The organism is Thioalkalicoccus limnaeus (genome assembly GCF_041197575.1).
Classification (GTDB): domain Bacteria; phylum Pseudomonadota; class Gammaproteobacteria; order Chromatiales; family Chromatiaceae; genus Thioalkalicoccus; species Thioalkalicoccus limnaeus.
In genome coordinates this window covers 1-1,724 of sequence record NZ_JBDKXB010000070.1, presented here as the reverse complement: position 1 = coordinate 1,724, position 1,724 = coordinate 1, and the positions used below count along the sequence as shown (strand labels likewise).

The 1,724-nt window shown below is 66.4% G+C and carries 3 protein-coding genes; 1 reads left to right on the top strand and 2 read right to left on the bottom strand.

Features of this window, described 5'->3' with window-relative positions; translation table 11 throughout:
- Nucleotides 1-344 precede the first annotated feature (344 nt).
- Both ABC977_RS18090 and ABC977_RS18085 read right to left on the bottom strand, forming a co-directional pair.
- Nucleotides 345-938 (bottom strand): Uma2 family endonuclease, encoded by a 594-nt coding sequence (locus ABC977_RS18090; RefSeq protein ID WP_369668666.1) that lies wholly within the window; start codon nt 936-938, stop codon nt 345-347.
- Between the two features lie 222 nt (nt 939-1,160).
- Nucleotides 1,161-1,319 carry a hypothetical protein gene (locus ABC977_RS18085; RefSeq protein ID WP_369668665.1) on the bottom strand — a complete coding sequence of 53 codons (159 nt, stop codon included), beginning with the start codon at nt 1,317-1,319 and terminating at the stop codon, nt 1,161-1,163.
- Between the two features lie 56 nt (nt 1,320-1,375).
- Here ABC977_RS18085 and ABC977_RS18350 point away from each other — a divergent pair.
- On the top strand, nt 1,376-1,724 hold a 349-nt coding region (locus ABC977_RS18350), incomplete at its 3' end, for a TnsB C-terminal domain-containing protein (protein WP_501040255.1).

Genomic DNA, 1,724 nt, shown 5'->3' with positions numbered 1-1,724 from the left:
CGGTCCTGCTCCTGAGATCGATTAGGACTGTTTATAGTCCTTTATCGGTCTTGTTACAACCTGCTGCGCACCTGCGCGCTCAACCGGCCGAGACGGAGGTGGCCTGAGGTGGTCTAACGGCAACGGACCGGCCCGGTCATCGATGGCCTCAGTGAAACGGGGCAGATCACCCCGCTCGTAGCTTGGGGGTCGGCCCCCGCGGCGAGCGGAGTAGCGGGAGGCTAGTCATCGAGGTCTTCGCAGACGCCCAACACCTCGCCGCTGACGGGATCGATCTGCGGGGATTCGATCCTGTCGATGCGGGAAATCGGCATTGGTCTTGCGCGCACCGGTCATCCAAGCGCTCAGGCCTCGGGCGGCGGGAGGCGCAAAACCAAATCGTCCCAAGCGATCGCCACACCCGGCAGGGCCGCCACCGGCGTCTCCCCGGCGAGCTCGCAGATCTCGGGCTTGCCGAACCGGCCCTCCGCGAGACGATAGATGGTCACCATCCGGTCGGTCGGGTGCACCAGCCAGAATTCGCGCACGCCGGCCCGCTCGTAGACCTGGCGCTTGCGCCGATGGTCATGGCTGGCGGTCGCCGGCGACAGGACCTCCACGACCAGATCCGGTGCCCCGCGCACACCGCGCCGGTCGAGCTTCGCCGGGTCGCAGACGACCAGCACGTCGGGCTGCACCACCGTATCGACGAACTCATCGGCCTCGTCGACGCGCGGCAGGCGGACATCGACCGGGGCAATGAAGGGACGGCAATTCCCGTCCGGCAAAGCCGTCCTGAGCTGGTAGTAGATCTCCCCAACGACCTCCTGATGCTCCAACGTAGGTGCCGGGGCCATCAGATAGGCCTCACCATCGATCAACTCGTAGCGCACCTCATCCGGCCACGCCAGATAGTCGGCATAGGTATGACGATCGCGGGCGTGTCGTGCCGCTTCCATCAAGACCTCCAGGTCGTCGTCTTCACCCGGTAGTAGACCGCTGCATCATAGCGGGGTTCGGCACCGGCGAATCAGCATTTTGCGCAGTTTGGAACGTTTTGAACAACGACAGCAACCACTTGGCTGCCGAGGGCCTGTTCAGCCGACGGCGATCAGGTTGCTTTGGTGCCCTTTCCGAGGCCGTCGGTGCACGCGGCCGAGGAGAGGCCGAGCCTGGAGGCCTTATGCGATACCGAGCTTCTGGATGTCGAGCGGCCCGGGGCCTTGCGCTGGGTGCGCCGGCGCGTCCAGGGCGTAGACGACATCCTGACGACGGCCAAGGGTATGCACGGTGAGCCGTTCGCCGCGGTGGCGCTGACCCTGACGGCGTTGCGCGTCCACCTCGGGGTGGCGAAGGTGCTGGTGCTCTCGCGGAGAACACCCGCACGTTCCTGCCGGTGCTCGAGCAAGGGATCCTGCGCCGCGGCGTGCCGAGCAAACTGTTGGTCGATAACGGCAACGCCTATCGCTCCACGCACCTGGCCCTGGTGTGCGCCAAACCAGGCATCGCCTTGATCCACGCCCGTGCCTATCAGCCCCCGGGCAAGGGCAAGATCGAGCGCTGGTTCAAGACCGTCCGGGCACCGGTGCTGACCCGCCTCACCGAGGCCGATGTGGCGAGCCTCTCGGCGCTCAACCGTCGCCTCGCCGCCCGGATCGAAGGGAGCATCACCACAGCCCGCATCGCCGCCTCGACGGCGCCACACCGCTCGAGCATTGGGCGCGCACCGGTTCCCCAGTGTCGAC